The organism is Rathayibacter oskolensis, assembly GCF_900177245.1.
Classification (GTDB): domain Bacteria; phylum Actinomycetota; class Actinomycetes; order Actinomycetales; family Microbacteriaceae; genus Rathayibacter; species Rathayibacter oskolensis.
In genome coordinates this window covers 208,501-222,653 of record NZ_FXBM01000004.1, presented here as the reverse complement: position 1 = coordinate 222,653, position 14,153 = coordinate 208,501, and the positions used below count along the sequence as shown (strand labels likewise).

Genomic DNA, 14,153 nt, shown 5'->3' with positions numbered 1-14,153 from the left:
GTATGGCAGGCTGTCGACATGCCCGTCGTCGAACTGCCGGCCCCCTCCGTGGGTGCGCCCTCGGCACGGGAGCCGCTGAGCGCCGAGAGCGCGCATGCTCTCGCGCGGTCCTTGAAGGCGGTGGCGGATCCCGCTCGACTGCGACTGGTGTCGATCGTCGCGGCCAGCGCGAGCGGCGAGGTGTGCGTGTGCGACTTCACCGAGCCGGTCGGGCTGAGCCAGCCGACCGTGTCCCATCACCTGAAGGTGCTGGTCGACGCGGGGATCCTCCAGCGCGAGAAGCGCGGGCCGTGGGCGTACTTCTCGCTCGTTCCCGGCGCCCTGGGAGCCCTCGCGGGACTGCTCGCAGACCTCTGACCTCTTCTCCGCCCGCCGGGGTGGCGAGCGGAAGAGCGTGGGTCAGACGGTGAGGGCGTCGTCGAGTTCGGCAGTCTCCTGCTGCGCGTAAATGGCGGAGCCCTGCGCGGCGAGGTAGTGCTCGGCGTCCGCGGCGGCGGCGCAGCCGGTGCCGGCCGCGGTGATGGCCTGGCGGTAGCGGTGATCGACGAGGTCTCCGGCGGCGAACACTCCGGGGAGGTTCGTCGCGGTGGTGGGTGAGTCGACGAGGACGTAGTCGTCGGCGTCGACGTCGACCTGCCCGAGGACCAGCTCGGAGCGGGGGTCGTAGCCGATCGCGATGAACAGTCCCGTGGCTGCCAGCTCCGACTCCGCACCGGTGACCGTGTCGCGCAGCCGCAGGCCGGTGAGCTTCTCGTCGCCGAGCGCTTCGGTGACTTCGGTGTTCCAGAGCACGCGGATCTTCGGGTCGGCCAGGGCGCGGTCCTGCATGATCTTGGACGCGCGGAGGAAGTCGCGGCGGTGGATGAGGGTGACGGAGGCGGCGAAGCGGGTGAGGAACATCGCCTCCTCGAGGGCGGAGTCACCGCCGCCGACGACCGCGATGTCCTGCCCCTTGAAGAAGAAACCGTCGCAGGTCGCGCACCAGGACACTCCGTGTCCGGTGAGGTGCTGCTCGCCCGGGATGCCGAGCTTGCGGTAGGCGGAGCCCATCGCCAGGACCACGGTGTGCGCCTGGTAGATGTCGCCGTAGCCGGTGGTGATCGTCTTGACGGGGCCGGTGAGCTCGAGGGCGGTCGCGTCGTCGTAGATGATGCGGGCGCCGAAGCGTTCGGCCTGGGCGCGCATGTTCTCCATCAGGTCCGGGCCCATGATCCCGGTGGGAAAGCCGGGGAAGTTCTCGACCTCGGTGGTGTTGACCAGGGCGCCGCCGGCCTCGACGGCGCTGGTGAGCACGATCGGGTTCAGGCCCGCGCGGGCGAGGTAGATGGCGGCGGTGTAGCCGGCGGGGCCGGATCCGACGACGACGACGTTCTCGATGCTGCTCATGAAGGGACTCCTGTGGGGGTCACGCCGAGGGTCGTGAGCATCGCCTCGACCTTGGTGGTGATCTGATCGCGGATGACGCGGACGTCCTCGAGCGGAAGGCCCGCCGGGTCGGTGAGCTCCCAGTCCTGGTACGTCTTGCCAGGGTAGATCGGGCACGCGTCGCCGCAGCCCATCGTGACGACGATGTCGGCGGCCTGCACGACGTCGTCGGTGAGCGGCTTGGGGAACGCCTCGGCGACATCGAGACCCAGCTCGGTGATCGCCTCCACCACGGACGGGTTCAGCTCCGCGGCAGGCATGGAGCCTGCGGAGCGGACATGCACGCGGCCACCGGCGAGGGAGGCGGTGATGACGGCGGCCATCTGCGAGCGGCCGGCGTTCTGCTCGCAGATGAACAGCACCTCCGGCACGTCGTGCGCGTAGGCGCCCTTCGCCTGCGCGAGGGCGGTGAGGCGGTCGGTCGCGAAGCGGACGGTCTGGTTGGCGAGATGCGCCTTCACCTTCGAGGTGCGCAGAAGCCCGGTGTACGACTCGAGCACGTACCGCTCGACGGTCTCGATCGCGAAGATCCCGTGGAACTTCTCGCTGAGATCGTCGGCGAGACGCAGGAGGTACGCCTCCGGATAGACGAGGCCGGGCAGAGCGCGGCGGGTGCTGAGATCGGACACGGTCGTCAGACCTTCGCAGGCAGCAGCTCGGCGAGCAGGGCCTCGACGCGCGCCTTGATGTCGTCACGGATCGGGCGGACCTCGTCCAGCGACTTGCCCTTCGGGTCGGTGAGCTCCCAGTCCTCGTAGCGCTTGCCGGGGAAGATCGGGCAGACGTCGCCGCAGCCCATCGTGATGACCACGTCGGATTCGCGGACCTGCTCGGTCGTCATCAGCGTCGGGACGGCCTGCGAGATGTCGATGCCCTCCTCCGCCATCGCCGCGACGGCCATCGGGTTGATCTGGTCGCCCGGCTCGGAACCGCCGGAGAGCACCTCGACGGCGCCTCCGGAGAGCTCGCGCAGGTAGCCGGCGGCCATCTGCGAGCGGCCCGCGTTGTGGATGCAGACGAACAGGACGGTGGGCTTCTCGGTCATGAGTGTTCCTTCCTCGAACACTCAAACCATAGACGCACATCTATTGATAGCGCCAGGGGTGTCCTCGCGAATCAGGCGGCACTCGCCTCGAGAGAAGCGAGGAGCGCGCGGACCCGGCCGTCGATGTCGTCGCGGATCGCGCGCACCTGCGCGAGCGGCAGCCCGACGGGATCCTCGAGATCCCAGTCGAGGTAGCTGCGACCGGGGTAGATCGGGCAGGCATCCCCGCACCCCATCGTGATCACGACGTCGGACGCGCGGACGACCTCGTCCGTGAGCGGCTTGGGGTACTCGCCTCCGATCGGCACGCCGATCTCGTCGAGAGCCGTCACGATCACCGACCGGACCGCGTCGGCGGGCTTCGAACCGGCGGTGCGCACCCGCACCCGGTCGCCGGCGAGGTGGCGGAGGATCGCCGCGGCGAGCTGAGATCGCCCGGCGTTCTGCACGCAGACGAAGAGCACCTCCGGGACGCCTGAACGTCCCGCGGCGGACGTGTCGAGGGCGGTGAGGCGGTCGGTCGCGAACCGGGAGGTCAGCGAGGTGAGGTGCCGGGTCACGTGTCCGCGATCGACGAGCAGCTCATGGCTCTCGCGGACGTACCGCTCGATGGTCTCGCGTGAGAAGGTGCCGGCGAAGCGGATGGCCAGGTCGGCGATGATCCGCTCGAGGACGTCGCCCCCGACGCGAGTCGGCACCGGGGAGTCGCGGAGGTACTCGGACACGCGGTCCAGCTGCTCGGGCACGATCGAGTACCAGACGTTCCGACCCTGCGGCTCACGCGCGAGGAGCCCCTCCGCCACGAGCACGCGGACGTGATGACTGACAGTGGGCTGGCGCAGCTCGAGGGCGGCGGCCATCTTCCCGACGAGCTGCCGACCGTCCGCGCTGCCGAGGATCATCGACGCGATCCGCGCCCGGGTCGGGTCGGCGAGCAGCCGCAGCGCACTGGTCGAGGTACCGGCATCCATAGATCAAAGTCTATGCGATAGTAGGCGCGTGACCACGCCTCCCGCCGCCCTCCCCCGCCGTGTCGCCGTCGAGTTCGGAGGCTCCGCCGCCCTGACCGCGATCGTCGTGGGCTCCGGCATCGCTGCGACGAGCCTCTCCGAGGACGTCGGCGTGCAGCTGCTCGTCAACGCGATCGCGACCGCGTTCGGCCTGTTCGTGCTGATCACGGTCCTCGGGCCGATCAGCGGCGCGCACTTCAACCCGGTCGTCTCGGCCGTCGACCTCGCCCTCGGCTACCGAAGCACCCGAGACATCGCGCCGTACATCGGGGCGCAGATCCTCGGCTGCATCACGGGCGCCATCGTGGCGAACGTCATGTTCGACCTCCCGCCGGTCACGCTCAGCGGTACCGACCGGATCACTCCGGGGCACCTGGTCGCGGAGGTCGTCGCGACCGCGGGACTCGTGATGGTGATCTTCCTCCTCGCCAGGACCGGCCGGTCGGTCTCCGCGGCAGGCGCGGTCGCGGCGTACATCGGCGCCGCCTACTTCTTCACCAGCTCCACCAGCTTCGCGAACCCCGCGATCACCCTCGGCCGGATGTTCAGCGACACCTTCGCCGGCATCGCCCCCGGCTCGGCGCCGCTCTTCGTCGGCGCGCAACTGCTCGGCGCGCTCCTCGCCTCCGTCGCCGTGCGCGCCCTCACGCCCGGGCACACCACCGCCCCCTGACGCGGCGCGGATCGACCCCGTCCGGTTCATCCCGCGTTCACCTGCACTCAGCAGACTCGCCGATACATAGACCGCCATCAATACGGTGCCCCCGGGCGCGGACGGAGGACAGCATGCATCTCGTCGCCATCGGAGGCAGCGACGCGGGGATCTCCGCCGCGCTGCGCGCCCGCGAGCTCGACCCGTCCGTCGACGTGACCGTGGTCGTCGCCGACGCGGACCCGAACTTCTCGATCTGCGGGATCCCGTACTACTTCTCGCGCGAGGTGCAGCCGTGGCAGTCGCTCGCACACCGCACCCACGCCGACCTCGAAGCCACGGGCATGAGGCTTCGGCTGAACACCGTCGCCACCGACATCGACGTCGCCGGGCAGCAGCTCACCGTCCGCGCCCAGGACGGGTCCTTCGATCGCGTCAGCTACGACGAGCTCATCGTCGGCACGGGCGCACTCGCCTCACACGCCGGCATCGCGGGCCTCGGCGCGCTCGGGCCCGACGACGGCGTCCACGTGCTGCACTCGATGGGCGACACCTTCGCGCTCGAGCGCTACCTCGACGAGCACGATCCGCAGACCGCCATCATCGTCGGCGCCGGCTACGTGGGCCTGGAGATGGCGGAAGCGCTGACCGTCCGAGGCCTCCGCGTCACTCAGTTGCAGCGGGGCCAGGAAGTGCTCTCCACCCTCGACCCGGAGCTCTCCGTGCTCGTGCGCACCGAGCTCACCGAGCACGGCGTCGACGTCCGCACCGGCACCACCGTCGCCACGATCGAGAAGACCGCGACGGGACTCGCCGTGCACGCCTCCCACTCCGGCACTCCCCTCGTGCACACCGCCGACGTCGTCCTCCTCGTCGTCGGCGTGACGCCCAACACCGACCTCCTCGCCCGCGCCGGAGCGTCCCTCGGCGCCGGCCGCGCCATCGCCGTCGACGAGGCCATGCGGACCGGCCTTCCGCACGTCTTCGCGGCGGGCGACGGAGTCACCACCCACCACCGCCTCCTCGGCAGCACCTACCTGCCGCTCGGCACCACCGCGCACAAGCAGGGCCGCGTGGCCGGCGAGAACGCGATCGGAGGCGACGCCCGCTTCGCCGGATCCGTCGGCACCCAGGTCGTCAAGGTCTTCGACCTCGTGGCCGCCCGCACGGGCCTCCGCGACCACGAGGCCGTCGCTGCCGGCTTCGCACCCGCGACGACGACCGCGGTCGCGGACGATCACAAGCGCTACTACCCGGGTGCGCAGCCGATCACGATCCGCATCACCGGCGACACCCGCGACGGACGCCTTCTCGGCGCGCAGCTCGTCGGCCGCCTCGGCACCGAGACCGCCAAGCGGGTCGACACGTATGCGACGGCCCTGTTCGCCGGCCTCACGGTCGAGCAGATCAGCGACCTCGATCTCTCCTACACGCCACCGCTCGGCTCCCCGTGGGACGCCGTGCAGATCGCCACCCAGACCTGGACCCGCACCACGACCGGAAGCAGCATCCCCGCATGACCCAGAAGCCCACCGTCCTCTTCCTCTGCCAGCACAACGCCGGCCGTTCCCAGCTCGGCGCAGGCCTGCTCGAAGTCCTCGCCGGAGACCGCTGCACCGCCACCTCCGCAGGCCTCTCCCCGGCCGACGCCGTCAACCCCGCGATCGCGGCGACCGTCGCCGAACTCGGGCTCGACATCGGCGATCGCACGCCCCGCGCGGTCACCGTCGAGGACCTCGAGAACGCGGACATCGTCGTCGCCATGAAGCCCGGACTCGCACTCCCCGCGACTCCGGCCGGCCGGTTCCTCGAGTGGTCGTTCCCCGACCCGACCGACTGGAGTGCCGAGAACGTGCGGCCCCTCCGCGATGCCGTCGCCGCCCGGATCCGGAGCGAGATCCTCGACGGAACCGACACGAGGGGCGTTCTCGATCAGTCAGCCTCGTAGCCGAAGCGGTCCTCGACGATCTCCACCGGCGGAGCGTCGAGTCGGTCGGCGATGCCGGGAAGCCGGCGACGTGGCGTTGACAGGAGGCTGTTGTCACTGTTCACTCACTCAGATGCGCACCACCACGAACGAACCCGGCACGAGGTCGACTGCGGAGCAGCAGCGGCGCCGCATCCTGGGCCATGCGGTGCGGGTGTTCGCTCGCGGCGGTTACCGCGCGACTCCGGTCGCCGACATCGCCGCCGCGGCGGAGGTGTCCCCCGCCTACGTCTTCCGCCTGTTCGACGGCAAGCTCGGCCTCTTCGTCGACGCGGTGGACAGCTGCTACGACCAGGTCGCAGCGGCCATGACCGCCGGCGCCGCGAGGTCGTCGTCCACGAAACCGGAGGCCAAGCTCGACGCCATGAGGGACGCCTACGTCGAGCTGATCACGGACCGCGATCTCATCGCGCTCCAGGTCCACGCGACGAGCGCCTGCGACGTCCCCGAGATCCGCGACGCCGTTCGGCGTGGCCTGGCCAAGACGACGGAGGCGGTCGCCACCGCCTCGTCCGCGGGCATCGACGACGTCCAGCGCTTCATGGCCTACGGGCAGCTGTGCCACCTCATCGTCCAGGCCGACCTGTTCGACATCGGCTCACCGTGGGCCCGAACCCTCTCGCACGGGATCCGCCACCTCTGACCCGCACCGCGCGACCTGGCGGTTCGTCGCCGACGCGATCGAGTCGGCCGGTCGGATGCGCGAGCGCGGGCTCCTCCCGCCGGAGCAGGAAGCCGGGTCGGACCCTAGCGCGGCCTGACGGCTCCGACCAGCACGGGGCCGCCGGGCACGGTGTCGAACCGCTGGACCCGCTGCAGACCCCGCCGCGTGAGCCGGCCCACCACCTCGTCGGTGGTCAGCGTCCCTCCCCCGGTGAAGGAGGCGAGCCACGCCTCCGCCGCCCTCAGCCGCTCATCGGCGATCGGGGCGCCGGTTCCCAGGACCAGCAGGCCACCCGGGTGCAGAGCTCCGATCGCGCGGTCGAGCGCTCGATCGACGATCGCATCGGGCAGGAAGGGGAGGGGCATCCAGACCACGTCGTAGCGCTCCTCGTCGGCGAGCTCGGTCACGTCCTCGCGACGGAGGCGGATCCGCTGGGCGACCCGCGGATCCGCGTCGCGCAGGAGGTCGCGGGCGATCTCGAGCGGCCGCTCCGCGATGTCGATGCCGACGACCCGGGCGTCGGGCAGCCCCTCGGCGAGGGCCGTCGCGATCGCTCCGATGCCGGTGCCCACATCCAGCACCCGCGACGGCGCGACGGCGCCGATGAGCCCGTAGGCCGGGGCCACCGCCGACAGCAGGACGCGGGCCATCAGCGCGGACGAGCGGCCCTGGGCGATCATGACGTCGTCACCGAGGTCGGACCAGGCCCGCATCGTCCCACCGGCGGCCGCCGCCGCCTGGCTCAGTCCGCTCACCAGGTTGCTGCTCCGCGATCGGCGACCCTCCCAGAGGGCGCTCAGCATCGACTCCGCATCGGGCAGCGCGCCGAGGACGGCCGCGCGGGCCGGATCGACGGAGAGCGCCTCGGCGGGAGTGGACGCACGCTCGTCTCCGAGCGCCGAGGCGAGGGCCGCGGTGACCAGCGCGCTCGTCCGCAGCTCGGCGAGGGTCTCGGTGATCGAAGGCGCGCCCGTCATCCCTCCTCCTCCTCGTGCAGATGGCGGTCGAGGGTCATCCAGTTCTCACGGCTGAGGGCGGCCGCACCCTCGACGTCGCGCTCCCGCAGGCGCTCGACGATCGCCCGGTGCTGCTCGACCGACTCGCGGCCGGCCAGCGACCCGAAGCGCTGGCGCTCCGCTCGGCGGATGAGCGGAGTCGCCTGCTCGAGCACGTCGTCGATCATCCCGTTGCCGCTGAGACGCGTCAGCACCGCGTGGAACGCGTCGTCGGCCTCCAGCGCCCGCTCGACGTCGGTGCGCTCGAGCGCCCGCGCGAAGGCGGCGTTCGCCGCCTCCATGGCGTCGAGCGACTCCGGAGTCACCGACGGCCCGGCCAAGCGCGTCGCGAGCTCGTGCATCGAGGCGGCGATCTGCTGCGCGTCGCTGACGCTCTTGGTGGTGGAGGGGGTCACGATCGTCGCCCTGCCCGGCTTCGCCGTCACGAGTCCGACGCGGGCGAGACGGAGCAGCGCCTCGCGGATCGGCGTCCGGCTCACCCCGAGCCACGCCTCGAGCTCCTGATCGCGCAGCCGCTCCCCCGGCTCGAAGGTCCCGTCGACGATCGCGTCTCGGAGAGCGCGGTAGACGTCGTCGCGCAGCAGCGACCGGGGTGAGACAGCGGCTGTCGTCGGAATGGGCATGGGGCGACGATAGCACTGGGCAATATATTGGATACGTCGTTGAGGTCGTGGTCGGACGATGGCTGTCGCGTCGCGGACGATGCCCTCGGCGGACCGTTCCGCGCGGTGCGGAGCGGACGGCGGGACCGTCGCGATGCGGTGTCGATCGGTCATTCCTCCTCCTTCGGAGCAGTGGTGATGGCCCCGGACCGGTGTCCGAGGCGGGTGGTGCGAGCGCGGCTCAGACCCGCGACCGCAGCAGCGAGCGCTGCTCCGGGAACGTCCAGCCGAAGCGCACGGAGCCCAGTCGCAGCACCGCGGTGACCACGATGCAGACGAGGCCAGCGATCACGACGGGGACGCCGAGAGCGACCAGGGCGAGGAGGTCGCCGCGCCGGCGCCGGCCGCGGCCGCGAACAGCGACCCCACCTGCAGGAGCTCGACCGGCCGGCCGAGCAGCAGATCCCGGAGGATCGACCCGCCGACCGCAGCGACGACTCCCACGAGGAGCGCGCCCACCTCACCCACGCCCAGTGCGAGAGCCTTGGTGGTCCCGATGGCACCGAAGGTGCCGATGACCACCGCATCCAGCACGAGGATCACGCGATCCACGTGCCGGAGGAACGGCTCCACGGCCATTCCGACCAGGGCGGCGAACGACGCCACCACGAGATGGCCGCCGCTCCAGACGACGACCGGGGGCTGGTCGAGGACGACGTCGCGCAGCACGCTCCCGCCGAGCGCCACCGCGATGCCGAGGATCATCACGCCGAGGACGTCGATGCGACGATCCCGCGAGGCGGCCGCGAAAAGGGCCCCCTGCAGACCACCGAGGCCGGCGGCAGCGAGCTCCGCCCACAGCGGGATCCCGAACACCTCGACGGTCATCGGCCTCGCTCCCCCGATCGGGGCGGCCGGCTCGACTCCGAGGAGCGAGCCGGCCTCCCGGCGGTCATCAGCGGGTCGCGCGGACCGCGTCGAGGATGAGGTCCGCGACCGCGTCCGGCTCCGACACCGTGACGGCGTGCGAGGCGTCGATCTCGACCGCGTGCGAGTTCGCGCGCTCGGCCATGAAGCGCTGCGACTCGGCCGGGACCGCGAGGTCCTGGCGGGTCACGAGCGTCCAGGAGGGAATGCTCCGCCAACCGGCGCGGGTGGCCGCGTCCTCGAGGGCTGCGCCGGCGATGGGGCGCTGGGTCGCGGCCATCACGGCCGTCGTCGCCTCGTCGACGTCGGCGGCGAAGACCTCGCGGAACCGGTCCTGCTGGATGTAGAGGTCGTCTCCCGAGAAGGAGCCGGCCGAGTAGGGGACGGGCGTCAGGGCCGGGCCGAGCTCACCGCCCGGGAACCGTCCCGCGAGCTCACCGGTGCTCTCGCCCGGCTCGAGGAGGAAGCTCGCGACGAAGACGAGAGCACGAACGTTCGCCGCACCCTCGGTCGCCTCGCTCGCGACGGAGCCGCCGTAGGAGTGACCGGCGACGACGACCGGGCCGTCGATGCCGTCGAGAACGCTGCGGAGGTACTCGGCGTCGGGAGCGAGGCCGCGGAGGGGGTTCGCGACGGCGAGGACGGGCAGCCCCTCGGCGCGGAGTCGGCTGACGACTCCGTTCCAGCTCGCGGACTCGGCGAAGGCGCCGTGGACGAGCACGACGGTCGGCGCGTGGTTCTCGGGGGCGAAGGCGGTGGCGGACATGGTCTCTCCTTGGGTCAGCTTCAGCGTATTGCATGCAATATATTGCACACAGGAAGAAGAAGGCGAGAGGCGGCTCGGAAATTCCCCCGTACTCGAATCGAGTCGCCGGATCCGCTCCTCCGCCGTCCGCACGGTCCTCGTCAGGCCGGCTCGATGGTCAGCTCCGTGACGGGGCCGTCGCGGGTGGCGAAGACGAAGGCGAACGTCAGCGGCCCACCGGGGAAGGACAGTAGAAGCCCGGGGGGGTCCGGACGTCACCAGCCGCGGTCGTCCCGGCCGTCGGCGGACGGGACAGGCCGCGACGACGAGGGATCACCGTCGTGACGCCACGGGACGATCCTCGACGTGGGCGGCGCGACGACGGCCTGCAGCTCCGGTACGAGGTCGGCGAGCTCCTGGCGCTCGCTCGGCCGCAGCACTCTCGCCCACTCCTCGCGAAGCTCCTGCTGCTCCTTCCGCACCCTGATCATCTCGGGCGACCCACCGTTCGGAATGGGTTGCAGGCTGCTCATGATCCGCTTGGCTCGAGTCTCGTGCTGAACCACGAGACCGCCGATCGACCACGCGAGCTTCCGCTGGTCGGACGACCAGATCGCGAGGATCGCACCGGCGCTCAGCAGGCGGAACGACGGACTCCCGGATCCGAGTCCGGGCCCGATCTCCTCGATCGCCGCAAGCGTCGATCCCGGAATCCGGACGTTCAGTCGTCGTGCGACGTCATCGACGGTCCGGCAGAGTCCGACGATCTCCGAGGCCCGCTCCACGGGGCCCCCGGCCGTCGACGCCACGACTGCGACAGCATCGGCGTACCGCGAGTCGGCATCGGGAACGAGCGCGACCAGCTCCGGAGCAAGGGTCAGCGCGGTCACGAGATGCGGTGCGTCCGCCCCGGCCTGCACCCGCGCGAGGGACAGTTCCGGAACCTCCGGCTCGAGACGGGCGACGATCGACAGAGCGGACCGCGCTCCCTCCGGATCGCCTCGGTCGATCAGGATGCGTGCTGCGAGCAGAGCACTCCCGACGGCTTCGGCGGGGAAGTCGACTGCACCGTACTTCGCCGCACTCGAGAGGAAGCGGACCGCGGAGTCCGGATCACCGGCGGACAGATGAGCGAGGGCGAGATGGAGGTGCGCCGGTGCGAAGTACTTGTCCTTCGCGATGGCCGCCTCGAACTCCTCGATCGCATCACTGGTCCAGCCCCGCGACGCGGCACGGGTCCCTCGCCGGAACAGCTCGGAGGCCGCAGTCGAGAGCGGATTCGCCACGATGCTCGCGATGGCCTCCGCCGTCAGCGCGAGCGATGAGACCGACTCGTGGATGTCGTCCAGTCGCCCGCCGATGAGAAGCGCGTAGAGGGCCATGTCGCCTCGGACTCCCGCACCGAGATCTCCCAGTGCGCTCCGGACCGCGTCGACTCTGTCGACGGAGTTCCACGCTCCTCTCGGAGTCTCCTCGACGGGCGCCTCGGACGGGGCCGCCCCGGCGAGAGTTCCCCAGAGGGCGCGGTCGACGGCGGATCGGAGGGAGTCCATGAGGCGGAGCCTACTCAGATCGGGCTCCCGCGGCGCAGGACAGGGCGAGGGTGCCGGGCGGACCCCGCTCACCACCTCCGGTAGATGCGGTACGGCCCGTCGGAGTGGACGAGGGTGAAGCGGTCGAGCCGCTCGGGGTGCGCCGCGAGGAGCTTCGTGATCGTGTCGGAGTCGTTGCTCTCGTTGAGGAGGATCCACTCGACGGCGCCCTTCGGATCCTCCTGCGCACGGACGAACGCCTCGCCCGCCGCGTAGTCGACGAGCTCGACCAGGGGCAGTCCGAGGTCGAGGACGAAGGGGTTCTGGCTCTCGTCGACGAGTATCCCGCCGCCGTCGTACTCGCCGCCCAGCCAGGTGAAGGAGCGGCGGAGGTCGGCGAAGGCGACGCGCTGGTCGGCTGCCTCGGCGAGCACCGCGACGCGACCGGGCTCCTCCAGCATCCACAGCGACTGGCCGCCGAGGGCGAGGAGCACCACGGCGCCGAGCGCGGGCCGGAAGGTCCGCCCGGCGAGCCACCCTCCTCCGCGGCCGTGCAGCTCGACGACCGTCTGCACGAGGAACCCGATCATCACGGCCGCGACGAGCCCGGCGACCAGGGCGTAGCGGGTGTTCCACCAGCCCGTCGGCAGGGTGTGGTCGCTGTACATCACCGACTGCCCGGCGGCGAGGCTGACCAGGGAGAAGAGTGCCGGCACCGCGGTGAGCCCGAGCAGGAGGGCGCGGTCGGAGAGCCCGTCGCGCACGGCGAGCACCGCCGCGCCGGCGAGGGTCAGCGCCACCGTCACCGGGCCGAACGCCTCGACGACGCTCCAGACGTAGACGTAGACCGCCATCCCGGGGTTGCCGGCGGTGGTGACGAGCCCCGCCTCCGTGATGCCGCGCTGGAGCTCGGCGGCCGAGAACGGGCCGTTCGCGAACTCGAGCGGATTGCCGTAGATCGCCGTGTTGTAGGCCAGCCACCACGCGATCGCGACCAGGGAGGGCAGCGCCAGGCCCATCGCCGAGGCCACCGCACGGGCGATCCGGCGGTCGCGCCGGAACGAGACGACGAGGACGAACGCCGTGCCGCCCAGGAGCAGCGCCCACCCCTCGTAGCGCGACATCACCGCGATCGCCAGCGGCACCCCGCAGAAGACCGCCGTCTCCCCGATCGAGTGCGGGCGGCGGTCGGTGGCCCACCGGGCGAGGCCCGCGACGCATCCGAGCAGACCGGCGATGAGCACCGGCTCGGTGAGCGGGGTCGTGAAGACGTAGAGCACGGCGGGACTGCTGACGAAGCCCGCGACCGTCGCGAGGCGCGCGGTGCGGCCGAAGCGCATCCGTGCGCTGATCCGGTAGAGGGCGGAGGCGGAGAGCGCGAGGCAGAGCGTCCCGACGGCCGCGGCGCCGGCTCCGCTGACCCACCAGCCGAAGTCGATCACGAACGGAGCGAGGATCAGGTGCGGCACGGGGAGCCACACGGTGCCGAGCTGCTGGAATCCGGGCGACGTGCTGTCGACGAGCCTCCGGGCGATGGTCAGGTGCAGCTGCTCGTCGCGGTAGGTGATGCCCGCCCCCGACGAGACCGAGACGACGGAGGCGGCGGCTCCGATGACGAGGACGAGGACGAAGACGGTCACGCTGCCCGGCACTCGGCGCCCGGTCGGCGGCGCGCCGAGGCTCGAGAACCGGGCGCGTGCCCACGAGCCGACCGAGGGCCGGCCGCGCGCGGTGGGCGCATCGGCGGGCGGGCGGAGAGCGGGCGATGCTCGGGAGGCGCTGTCGCCGTCCATCGGGGTCCTCGAGGTCGATGGAGCAGGGCGGGAAGCAGCGACGAGTCTGCCGCACTCCCGTGATCGCTTCTCGCACCCGAGAGGGGGTCTCGGCCGTCACCCCGAGCGGAGGCGGGCGGTCACAGCCTCTCCACGAGGGCCGCCCGGAGCTCGGCGCTCAGGTCGGCGGGCGGCTCGACCTCGACGGCGAGCGCCTGGACGGCGCGGCTGTAGAAGTTGCGCGCCGCCGCGGCGAGCGCGATGTCGACGATCTCGCGATCGCTGAAGCCGGCCTCGCGCAGCCGGAGGCTGTCCGCCTCCGTCATGTCGGCCGCGTCACGGCTCACCCGCTCGGCGAACTCCATCATGGCGACCTCGGCCGGAGTGAGGTCGGCGTCGCGGTAGTCGCGCGCGATCCGGGTGAGCTGCTCCTCCTCGATGTAGCGCGAGGCGACCCGGCCGTGGGCGAGGAGGCAGTGCTCGGACCTCGCCCCGCGGGCGGCCGCGAGGGTCACGAGCTCGTAGCGGCGTCGGTCCATCTGGGCGGTGATGGCCCTGCTCAGGCCGTTCCACGCGACGAGGGCGCCCGGATTGAGGCCCAGCACCTTCGTGTGGGCGGCGACGGAGCCCTGATCGCCGAGATCGTCGGCGTAGAGCCCTGCCAGCGCCCCCGTCGCCTCGTGTTCGGGAACGGTCACGACGATCGACATGGTGCTCTCCTCCTCCGACGGCGTCGGCGGTCGGCGCCCGCCCTCGGATGCTAGCTCCGCCGACGC

General features: G+C 71.5%; 16 protein-coding genes. 5 read left to right on the top strand and 11 right to left on the bottom strand.

Annotated elements, in window-relative coordinates; all coding sequences use genetic code 11:
* The first annotated feature begins 18 nt into the window (after positions 1-18).
* Positions 19-357, top strand: a complete 339-nt coding sequence (locus tag B9Y99_RS18145; RefSeq protein WP_085478049.1) for an ArsR/SmtB family transcription factor — start codon at positions 19-21, stop codon at positions 355-357.
* Positions 358-399: 42 nt separating this feature from the next.
* On the opposite strand, the gene trxB is transcribed toward B9Y99_RS18145, so the two are convergent.
* The 4 genes from trxB to B9Y99_RS18125 all read right to left on the bottom strand — a co-directional run bounded on the left by trxB (position 400) and on the right by B9Y99_RS18125 (position 3,441).
* Positions 400-1,386, bottom strand: a complete 987-nt coding sequence (trxB, locus tag B9Y99_RS18140; RefSeq protein ID WP_085478048.1) for a thioredoxin-disulfide reductase — start codon at positions 1,384-1,386, stop codon at positions 400-402.
* Positions 1,383-2,054, bottom strand: a complete 672-nt coding sequence (locus B9Y99_RS18135) for an arsenate reductase ArsC (RefSeq protein WP_085478047.1) — start codon at positions 2,052-2,054, stop codon at positions 1,383-1,385. The genes trxB and B9Y99_RS18135 overlap by 4 nt, the downstream gene beginning before the upstream one ends.
* Positions 2,055-2,059: 5 nt before the next feature.
* On the bottom strand, positions 2,060-2,470 hold the full coding sequence (locus tag B9Y99_RS18130) for an arsenate reductase ArsC (RefSeq protein WP_085478046.1): 411 nt from the start codon (positions 2,468-2,470) through the stop codon (positions 2,060-2,062).
* Between the two features lie 71 nt (positions 2,471-2,541).
* Complete coding sequence (locus B9Y99_RS18125) at positions 2,542-3,441, bottom strand: metalloregulator ArsR/SmtB family transcription factor (protein WP_085478045.1); 900 nt, start codon at positions 3,439-3,441, stop codon at positions 2,542-2,544.
* 28 nt (positions 3,442-3,469) lie between these two features.
* Between B9Y99_RS18125 and B9Y99_RS18120 the strand changes: the two genes are divergently transcribed.
* The 4 genes from B9Y99_RS18120 (at position 3,470) to B9Y99_RS18105 (ending at position 6,762) form a co-directional block, all read left to right on the top strand.
* Positions 3,470-4,153: an aquaporin gene (locus tag B9Y99_RS18120; protein WP_085478044.1), complete on the top strand. Its 684-nt coding sequence runs from the start codon at positions 3,470-3,472 to the stop codon at positions 4,151-4,153.
* A gap of 113 nt (positions 4,154-4,266) precedes the next feature.
* The gene (locus B9Y99_RS18115; RefSeq protein ID WP_085478043.1) at positions 4,267-5,652 is read left to right on the top strand and encodes an FAD-dependent oxidoreductase; all 1,386 of its coding nucleotides are present in this window, start codon (positions 4,267-4,269) and stop codon (positions 5,650-5,652) included.
* Positions 5,649-6,080, top strand: coding sequence for an arsenate-mycothiol transferase ArsC (locus B9Y99_RS18110; RefSeq protein ID WP_085478042.1), 432 nt, complete (start codon positions 5,649-5,651; stop codon positions 6,078-6,080). The genes B9Y99_RS18115 and B9Y99_RS18110 overlap by 4 nt, the downstream gene beginning before the upstream one ends.
* A 112-nt stretch (positions 6,081-6,192) precedes the next feature.
* Positions 6,193-6,762: a TetR/AcrR family transcriptional regulator gene (locus B9Y99_RS18105; RefSeq protein WP_085478041.1), complete on the top strand. Its 570-nt coding sequence runs from the start codon at positions 6,193-6,195 to the stop codon at positions 6,760-6,762.
* A 104-nt stretch (positions 6,763-6,866) separates the two neighbouring features.
* On the opposite strand, the gene B9Y99_RS18100 is transcribed toward B9Y99_RS18105, so the two are convergent.
* From B9Y99_RS18100 to B9Y99_RS18070, 7 genes are all read right to left on the bottom strand, one after another.
* Positions 6,867-7,760 carry a class I SAM-dependent methyltransferase gene (locus B9Y99_RS18100; RefSeq protein WP_085478040.1) on the bottom strand — a complete coding sequence of 298 codons (894 nt, stop codon included), beginning with the start codon at positions 7,758-7,760 and terminating at the stop codon, positions 6,867-6,869.
* A complete protein-coding gene (locus B9Y99_RS18095) occupies positions 7,757-8,422 on the bottom strand; it encodes a GntR family transcriptional regulator (RefSeq protein ID WP_085478039.1) in 666 nt (221 codons plus the stop codon). Before B9Y99_RS18095 ends, B9Y99_RS18100 begins: the two co-directional genes overlap by 4 nt.
* Positions 8,423-8,749: 327 nt before the next feature.
* The gene (locus tag B9Y99_RS18090) at positions 8,750-9,289 is read right to left on the bottom strand and encodes a trimeric intracellular cation channel family protein (protein WP_342097158.1); all 540 of its coding nucleotides are present in this window, start codon (positions 9,287-9,289) and stop codon (positions 8,750-8,752) included.
* Between the two features lie 67 nt (positions 9,290-9,356).
* Entirely contained in the window at positions 9,357-10,094 is a 738-nt protein-coding gene (locus tag B9Y99_RS18085) for an alpha/beta fold hydrolase (protein ID WP_085478038.1), read from the bottom strand.
* A 254-nt stretch (positions 10,095-10,348) separates the two neighbouring features.
* The gene (locus B9Y99_RS18080; RefSeq protein ID WP_085478037.1) at positions 10,349-11,626 is read right to left on the bottom strand and encodes a tetratricopeptide repeat protein; all 1,278 of its coding nucleotides are present in this window, start codon (positions 11,624-11,626) and stop codon (positions 10,349-10,351) included.
* A 68-nt stretch (positions 11,627-11,694) separates the two neighbouring features.
* Complete coding sequence (locus B9Y99_RS18075) at positions 11,695-13,398, bottom strand: ArnT family glycosyltransferase (protein WP_085478036.1); 1,704 nt, start codon at positions 13,396-13,398, stop codon at positions 11,695-11,697.
* Positions 13,399-13,517: 119 nt separating this feature from the next.
* Positions 13,518-14,087 carry a carboxymuconolactone decarboxylase family protein gene (locus tag B9Y99_RS18070; protein ID WP_085478035.1) on the bottom strand — a complete coding sequence of 190 codons (570 nt, stop codon included), beginning with the start codon at positions 14,085-14,087 and terminating at the stop codon, positions 13,518-13,520.
* Between the last annotated feature and the right edge of the window lie 66 nt (positions 14,088-14,153).

Excerpts from the sequence above, each read along its gene's own strand:
- B9Y99_RS18105 (WP_085478041.1), top strand. The coding sequence starts at position 6,193 with ATGCGCACCACCACGAACGAACCCGGCACGAGGTCGACTGCGGAGCAG.
- B9Y99_RS18100 (WP_085478040.1), bottom strand. The coding sequence starts at position 7,760 with ATGACGGGCGCGCCTTCGATCACCGAGACCCTCGCCGAGCTGCGGACG.
- B9Y99_RS18090 (WP_342097158.1), bottom strand. The coding sequence starts at position 9,289 with ATGACCGTCGAGGTGTTCGGGATCCCGCTGTGGGCGGAGCTCGCTGCC.
- B9Y99_RS18125 (WP_085478045.1), bottom strand. The coding sequence starts at position 3,441 with ATGGATGCCGGTACCTCGACCAGTGCGCTGCGGCTGCTCGCCGACCCG.
- B9Y99_RS18130 (WP_085478046.1), bottom strand. The coding sequence starts at position 2,470 with ATGACCGAGAAGCCCACCGTCCTGTTCGTCTGCATCCACAACGCGGGC.
- B9Y99_RS18110 (WP_085478042.1), top strand. The coding sequence starts at position 5,649 with ATGACCCAGAAGCCCACCGTCCTCTTCCTCTGCCAGCACAACGCCGGC.
- trxB (WP_085478048.1), bottom strand. The coding sequence starts at position 1,386 with ATGAGCAGCATCGAGAACGTCGTCGTCGTCGGATCCGGCCCCGCCGGC.
- B9Y99_RS18075 (WP_085478036.1), bottom strand. The coding sequence starts at position 13,398 with ATGGACGGCGACAGCGCCTCCCGAGCATCGCCCGCTCTCCGCCCGCCC.
- B9Y99_RS18070 (WP_085478035.1), bottom strand. The coding sequence starts at position 14,087 with ATGTCGATCGTCGTGACCGTTCCCGAACACGAGGCGACGGGGGCGCTG.
- B9Y99_RS18085 (WP_085478038.1), bottom strand. The coding sequence starts at position 10,094 with ATGTCCGCCACCGCCTTCGCCCCCGAGAACCACGCGCCGACCGTCGTG.
- B9Y99_RS18080 (WP_085478037.1), bottom strand. The coding sequence starts at position 11,626 with ATGGACTCCCTCCGATCCGCCGTCGACCGCGCCCTCTGGGGAACTCTC.
- B9Y99_RS18115 (WP_085478043.1), top strand. The coding sequence starts at position 4,267 with ATGCATCTCGTCGCCATCGGAGGCAGCGACGCGGGGATCTCCGCCGCG.
- B9Y99_RS18095 (WP_085478039.1), bottom strand. The coding sequence starts at position 8,422 with ATGCCCATTCCGACGACAGCCGCTGTCTCACCCCGGTCGCTGCTGCGC.
- B9Y99_RS18145 (WP_085478049.1), top strand. The coding sequence starts at position 19 with ATGCCCGTCGTCGAACTGCCGGCCCCCTCCGTGGGTGCGCCCTCGGCA.